The sequence below is a fragment of the Eubacterium sp. AF15-50 genome (assembly GCF_934835595.1).
Taxonomy (GTDB): Bacteria; Bacillota; Clostridia; order Lachnospirales; family Lachnospiraceae; genus Eubacterium_G; species Eubacterium_G segne.
In genome coordinates this window covers 1-5,519 of record NZ_CAKVZL010000117.1, presented here as the reverse complement: position 1 = coordinate 5,519, position 5,519 = coordinate 1, and the positions used below count along the sequence as shown (strand labels likewise).

Below are 5,519 nucleotides of genomic sequence, written 5' to 3'. Positions count from 1 at the left end.
GGGCTATATCCAATAGGAGAAGGTGCAGGATATGCCGGAGGAATAACATCTGCGGCAATAGATGGAATTAAGGCATTTGAGGCATTGGCAAAAAAATACAGACCTTTGCAATAATGACTTTTTTGAAAAAATGTAGTATTATATAAAGATGTGTTAAATGTAGAAACATTGTTAAGGAGAGGCATTATGAATATACGTTTTTTGGCGCAGTCAGAATACTTTAACGGATTACATTTAAAAGATGATATTATTTTGGAAAAGGAATATGAACAGGGTCCTTTTACTAATCTGCCAAAGGTGAGATATTTTCTGTATTATCTTGAGGAAAATGTAAGAAAGGAAGTTATGCCATATACTGACAAGGTAGATGTTTTTAATATTACCAATTGTCAGTATGAATCAGATTATCTGTATTTTACTGAGTACACTGATATGTTAGACGGCGGCTACACTTTTAATATTATAAGATATAATATAACAGACCATACTCATACAAAGATTATTTCTCTAAAGGACAATATTAATTTGTATCCTGACAATAAGCAGATAAAAATCTTTATTTTAGATGAGTCAAATCTGATTATTCAAAGAGCTCTTCCAAAGGTAAGTGCCAATGGACTGTTAAAGGAATTTTTTGATTTCACCTTGGTTTTATTTGATTTTGTTAAAAATAAGCAGATTGTAATTGAAGACGAAAATCTGAAAAATAACGGTATTGAGTTTGTCCTTCCATACAATGAGACAAACTGCATAATGAAAACGGGATATTCGGTTTTTGAAAACGACAGACATTTAAACCTTGAGAAGGAAGAGGCAGCTGTTGAGAACCTTATAATTGTAAACATTAAGCAGTTTATCAGTGATTTAAAGTTAGAACAGCAAAATATGGTTATGAATTCCATAGACCAGGCTTACTATGATACAACGGTAATTAATGCAAAAATTATTGATAATTTTTTGATTTATTCAAAGTTTAACTATGAAAAAAATGATGAAATAATTGTTTTTTACGATTTAACTTCAAAAAAGGAAGAAGAGAAAATTTATACCTGCATTAATAAAACCACAACAGGGGAGTATCTTCTTAAAAATGCAACAGTTATAGATAATAAGCCTTATATGATTAAGAAAAATTCTTCAGGCACCCAGTTCTTTAACTTAATTACAAATGATGTGGATGCAACATATCCTGAGGATTTAAATATAAAATTTGTAAATAACAACACGGTTATTTCAACATTTGCAGATAGAACTTTATTTGGCAAGGAAATTAAGTTAGTGGGAATACATAAGTTCCCGTCAAAGAAAATTATTTTACAGGAAAGGGGAGAATATATAGGCAGTGTTGCTTCTAACAACGAGACTACATATATATTCCTAAAATAAAATGGACAAAAACAAAATTAACAGAATTAATGAATTATATAAAAAGTCAAAGACAACAGGACTTACTGAGGCTGAAAAGGAAGAACAGCAGAAACTTAGAACAGAATATAGAATGGCAATTATTGGTAATTTAACAGGAGAGCTTAATACCATGAGCATTAAGTATCCTGACGGAACAATTAAAAAAGTACAGCCTAAAGGGGATGGACATTAATTTAAAATGACAACAAAAGACTCTTTACGAAAAGAAATACAAAATAAAAGAAAAGAAATGCCTAAAAATCAGGTAGACATATTAAGTAAAAAGATATGTGAAAGATTAATAGACAGTTCCGTTTACAGGGAAGCTAGGTCAGTGTTTTGCTATAATTCCATAAGAAATGAAGTGGATTTATCATTTCTTATAGAAAAGGCAATTGCAGATGGGAAGAGGGTTTCTCTGCCCAAGGTTCTTGATAAGGCAGGCATTATGAAGTTTTATGCCATTGACAGGTTATCAGGGCTTAAAAAGGGAGCTTATGGGATATTTGAGCCTGATGAAAAAAATGAAGAAACTACGGCTGATTTAATATTAGTTCCGGGAGTGGTTTTTTCTGAAAGTGGTGACAGAATAGGTCAGGCAGGAGGCTTTTACGACAGATACCTTAAGGATTACCCTATTAAGTCTGTGGGAATATGCTATGATTATCAGATTTTTGAGGAAATACCCACAGAGGACCATGATGTGAAAATGTATCATATTATTAGCGAAAAAAGATTTATAAATATTAATTAAAACAGGAGATTAGAATGAGTTTTACTAACGAGACGGAAAAGCAGAAATATTATATACAGAAATGTAAGGAATTAGTGAAAATAAAAGAACAGCAATATGGCAGAAAACTTTCAACATGTGTTGTCACTTTCGGCTGTCAGATGAATTTTAAGGATTCAGAGAAACTGATGGGTATACTTAGTGAAATAGGTTACGAAGAAACTGACGATGAACATGCTGATTTGGTGTTGTATAATACCTGTACCGTAAGGGAGAATGCCAATTTAAAGATATATGGAAGGTTAGGCTATCTTTCAAAGATAAAAGAGAAGAATCCTGAAATGATTATAGGTTTGTGTGGATGTATGATGCAGGAGCCACAGGTAGTTGAAAAGTTAAATAAAAGTTACAGATTTATTGATATAATTTTTGGAACCCACAACATATTTTTGCTGGCACAGCTTTTATACGAGAGACTTATAAGCGGACACAAGGTTGAAGATATATGGGATGGAACAACGGAAATAGTTGAGGAGCTTCCAACAGTGAGAAAGTATGACTTTAAATCCGGCGTAAACATTATGTACGGCTGCAACAATTTTTGCAGTTACTGTATTGTTCCCTATGTAAGAGGCCGGGAAAGAAGCAGAAATCCAGAAGATATTATTGATGAAATTAAGCAGTTGGTAGCTAACGGTGTTGTGGAAATAATGCTTTTAGGTCAAAATGTTAATTCATATGGAAAGACTCTTGAAAATCCCATAACCTTTGCACAGCTTTTACAGCGGATAGAGGATATTGAGGGACTTAAGAGGATTAGATTCATGACCTCCCATCCAAAGGATTTGTCAGATGAATTAATAGAGGTTATGGCGAAATCAAAGAAAATATGTAAGCAGATGCATTTGCCCCTTCAGTCTGGAAGCAGCCGTTTACTTAAAATCATGAACCGACATTATAACAAGGAACAATATTTAACCCTTGTGGAAAAATTAAGAAAAGAAATACCGGATATTGGTATTACAACAGATATTATAGTGGGATTTCCGGGAGAAACAGAAGAAGACTTTGAAGAAACCCTTGATGTTGTAGAAAAGGCACAGTATGATTCAGCCTTTACATTTATATATTCTAAACGTTCCGGAACACCTGCTGCAAAAATGCCTGACCAGGTGCCGGAGGATGTTGTAAAAGATAGATTTGACAGACTTTTAAGTTTGGTAAATAGCATCTCAAAAGAAAAAACAAAAGCTTTAGAAGGTAGTGTTCAGGAAGTTTTGGTAGAAGAAGTAAATAAAAAAATTCCGGGATATGTTTCAGGAAGATTAAGCAACAATTCAGTTGTACATTTTCCGGCTGATGTATCTCTAATCGGAAGTCTTGTAAATGTTAAATTAGAAGAAGCAAAAGGTTTTTACTATATGGGAGAAATGGTGGATTAATATGGCTTTACCACAGATGATGCAGGACGTATGGGATAATCACTTAAGTGAACTTACGCCTATGATGAAAATGTATTTAGAAACAAAAAAGCAGAATGATGACTGTATAATATTTTACCGTTTAGGGGATTTTTATGAAATGTTTTTTGACGATGCAATAACAGCATCAAAGACTATGGAAATTACCCTTACGGGAAAAAGCTGTGGATTAAAGGAAAGGGCACCTATGTGTGGTGTCCCATATCATGCAGTGGATACTTATATAAATAAGTTAGTTACAAGAGGATATAAAGTCTGCATAGTTGAACAGACTGAAGACCCGGCACAGGCAAAGGGGCTTGTTAGAAGAGAGGTTGTAAGAATTGTCACACCGGGAACTAACTTAAATACCACGGCAATGGATGAGGGAAAGAATAATTATCTTATGTCCATTGCTTATGTAGGGGGAAAATTTGGTATTTCAATAGCAGATGTAACTACAGGAGATTACTATGTTACGGAAGTGGCAACTGAAAGAAATGTTTTAGATGAAATAAACAAGTTTACCCCTAGTGAAATAATATGTAATCACTCATTTTTAATGTGCGGTATGGATATAGAAGATATAAAAAATCGTCTATCCATATCTGTTTTTGAGTTAGAGGAATGGTATTTTGATGAGGAAAACTGTTCAGATATTCTTAAAGAACATTTTAATATAATAGACTTATCAGGGCTTGGTATTTCTGAAATGAGTTTAGGAATTATTGCCTCAGGCTCACTTCTTAAATATCTTTATGAAACTCAGAAAAATTCCCTTTCACATTTGTCTAAGCTTATTCCGTACTCTACTAGTACCTTTATGATTTTAGACACTTCCACAAGAAGAAATTTGGAACTGTGTGAAACTTTAAGGGAAAAGCAAAAAAGAGGTTCCCTGCTGTGGGTTCTTGATAAAACAAAAACTGCCATGGGAGCAAGAACTTTAAGAAATTATATTGAGCAACCCTTAATAGATAAAGAAGAAATTATAAACAGACAAAAGGTGATTGAGGAGCTTAACAATTCCCTTATTACCCGTGATGAACTTAGGGAATATCTTGCTCCTATTTATGATTTGGAAAGATTACTTAGCAAAATTTCCTACAGGTCTGCAAATCCAAGGGATTTAATTGCATTTAAAACATCATTGGAAATGTTACCTCATATTAAGAACATCATAAAAGATTTTAAGTCTCCACTGTTTCTTGATATATTAGGCAGATTAGATACATTAGAGGACATAACAAAGCTTATTGCTGAATCAATAAATGATGACCCTCCTATTAATATTAAAGAAGGTGGAATAATCAGAAGTGGCTACAATGAGGAAATTGATAAATTAAGAAGTGCCAAAACAGAGGGTAAAACATGGTTAGCTCAGCTTGAAGCAGATGAAAAGGAAGCTACAGGCATTTCTAAGTTAAAAATTAAATATAACAAGGTTTTCGGATATTATATTGAAGTTTCAAATTCATTTAAGGATTTAGTGCCGGATTATTATATTAGAAAACAAACCCTTACTAATGCAGAAAGATACACTACAGATAAGTTAAAGGAACTTGAAGAGGTTATTGTAGGGGCAGAGGACAAGCTGTTTTCTCTTGAATATAATATATTTACGGCTATTCGTGATGAAATATTTAACCAAATAAACAGAATACAGCAGACTGCAAAGGCAGTGGCTCAAATTGATGTTTTTGCATCCCTTGCCTTTGTTGCTGAAAGAAATCATTATGTGAAGCCGAAAATAAATGAAAAGGGTGTAATCGACATAAAAGACGGAAGACATCCTGTAGTAGAGAAAATGATTCCTGAGAATATGTTTATAGCTAATAACACATATCTTGACATGAATCATAACAGATTATCCATTATTACAGGTCCTAACATGGCAGGAAAATCTACATATATGAGAC

The 5,519-nt window shown here is 33.3% G+C and carries 5 protein-coding genes; all 5 read left to right on the top strand.

Annotated elements, in window-relative coordinates:
* Nucleotides 1–186 precede the first annotated feature (186 nt).
* Complete coding sequence (locus tag Q5O73_RS09935; RefSeq protein WP_021953076.1) at nt 187–1,386, top strand: hypothetical protein; 1,200 nt, start codon at nt 187–189, stop codon at nt 1,384–1,386.
* A gap of 1 nt (nt 1,387) precedes the next feature.
* On the top strand, nt 1,388–1,600 hold the full coding sequence (locus Q5O73_RS09930) for a DUF896 domain-containing protein (RefSeq protein ID WP_021953075.1): 213 nt from the start codon (nt 1,388–1,390) through the stop codon (nt 1,598–1,600).
* A 6-nt stretch (nt 1,601–1,606) separates the two neighbouring features.
* Nucleotides 1,607–2,161: a 5-formyltetrahydrofolate cyclo-ligase gene (locus tag Q5O73_RS09925; RefSeq protein WP_118588625.1), complete on the top strand. Its 555-nt coding sequence runs from the start codon at nt 1,607–1,609 to the stop codon at nt 2,159–2,161.
* A 14-nt stretch (nt 2,162–2,175) separates the two neighbouring features.
* Complete coding sequence (miaB, locus tag Q5O73_RS09920; RefSeq protein ID WP_302669606.1) at nt 2,176–3,582, top strand: tRNA (N6-isopentenyl adenosine(37)-C2)-methylthiotransferase MiaB; 1,407 nt, start codon at nt 2,176–2,178, stop codon at nt 3,580–3,582.
* 1 nt (nt 3,583) lies between these two features.
* Nucleotides 3,584–5,519, top strand: a 1,936-nt coding sequence (mutS, locus tag Q5O73_RS09915) for a DNA mismatch repair protein MutS (RefSeq protein ID WP_302669605.1), incomplete at its 3' end; no start/stop codon positions are given.

Excerpts from the sequence above, each read along its gene's own strand:
- Q5O73_RS09935 (WP_021953076.1), top strand. The coding sequence starts at position 187 with ATGAATATACGTTTTTTGGCGCAGTCAGAATACTTTAACGGATTACAT.
- Q5O73_RS09930 (WP_021953075.1), top strand. The coding sequence starts at position 1,388 with ATGGACAAAAACAAAATTAACAGAATTAATGAATTATATAAAAAGTCA.
- Q5O73_RS09925 (WP_118588625.1), top strand. The coding sequence starts at position 1,607 with ATGACAACAAAAGACTCTTTACGAAAAGAAATACAAAATAAAAGAAAA.
- miaB (WP_302669606.1), top strand. The coding sequence starts at position 2,176 with ATGAGTTTTACTAACGAGACGGAAAAGCAGAAATATTATATACAGAAA.